Origin of the sequence: Clostridium sp. (assembly GCF_032552055.1) — a bacterium.
In the GTDB taxonomy this organism is placed as follows: domain Bacteria; phylum Bacillota; class Clostridia; order Clostridiales; family Clostridiaceae; genus Clostridium.
On sequence record NZ_JAWGSV010000448.1, the window covers coordinates 1 to 1056 of the forward strand.

Below are 1056 nucleotides of genomic sequence, written 5' to 3' on the forward strand. Positions count from 1 at the left end.
TCTTACCTGCACTAAAAACTATTTCATTTAATTCTTTTGCAGATTCATTAATAATGGTTTTATATTCCTTTTTCATACCAATAGGCGAACATCCTCCTATTTTTATTTGAACCAAATACTATTTTATTAAATTTTCAAATTTACCTTCTACTATATATAACAAATCGGAAGGTTTCATTTTTATTTGATATCCTATCTTACCAGCGCTAAAAATAATATAATCTAAATCTTTTGCACTTTCGTGTACAAATATCTTATAGTTACGTTTTAAGCCTATTGGAGAGCATCCGCCTCTAATATAACCTGTGTATTTAAGGATGTCTTTTACATGTATCATCTCTATTTTCTTCTCTTTTGTTATAATTGCTGATTTTTTTAAATCTAATTCATCTGCAACTGGAATTACATATACATAAATTTCTTTACTTGACCCTTGAGCTACTAAAGTTTTAAATACTCTTTTCTCTTCCTCCCCAATTTTTTTAGCTACAGATATGCCATCTATTTGGCCATCATTACAAGCATAAGATATCATTTCATAATTTATTTTTTTAGAATCAAGAATCCTCATTGCATTTGTTTTTATTAATTTCTCTTTTGACATAATACACCTCTATTTTAATTTCTATTTAAAAGTATATCTTAAAAATAATAAACAGTAAAATTCAAAGCTGACTAAATTTGATATGAAAAAAATAGAGTAGAATTGATTTTCTACTCTATTTAACTCTACTATTCATTTCAAGCATATCAACATAAATATAATTTTTTTCTTTTTCTTCATCAAAATCAGGTAGATTCATTAACCTTTTTTCGTTTACTACCTCCCAATTTTCCATAAAATAATCTCCACCATCAAATATACCAAAATCAATTGAGCCATCATATTTATTTGTACTGAATACTATTATTTGTGGCAATCTATCAATTACAAAATATTCTTTTCCACGAATAAATCCTAATCCGTTATTAAAATCTTCCTTCCCCCTATAAATACATCTATGTCCTGGTCTAATTTTATTTAATACTGGATATTTAATTCCCATACTATACCAC

General features: G+C 26.4%; 2 protein-coding genes. Both read right to left on the bottom strand.

The window, feature by feature from the left end; translation table 11 throughout:
- Nucleotides 1-118: 118 nt before the first annotated feature.
- On the bottom strand, nucleotides 119-604 hold the full coding sequence (gene ybaK / locus E6248_RS16320; RefSeq protein WP_316341813.1) for a Cys-tRNA(Pro) deacylase: 486 nt from the start codon (nucleotides 602-604) through the stop codon (nucleotides 119-121).
- Nucleotides 605-719: 115 nt separating this feature from the next.
- Nucleotides 720-1056 (bottom strand): hypothetical protein (locus tag E6248_RS16325; protein WP_316341814.1); only part of this gene is annotated, 337 nt, incomplete at its 5' end.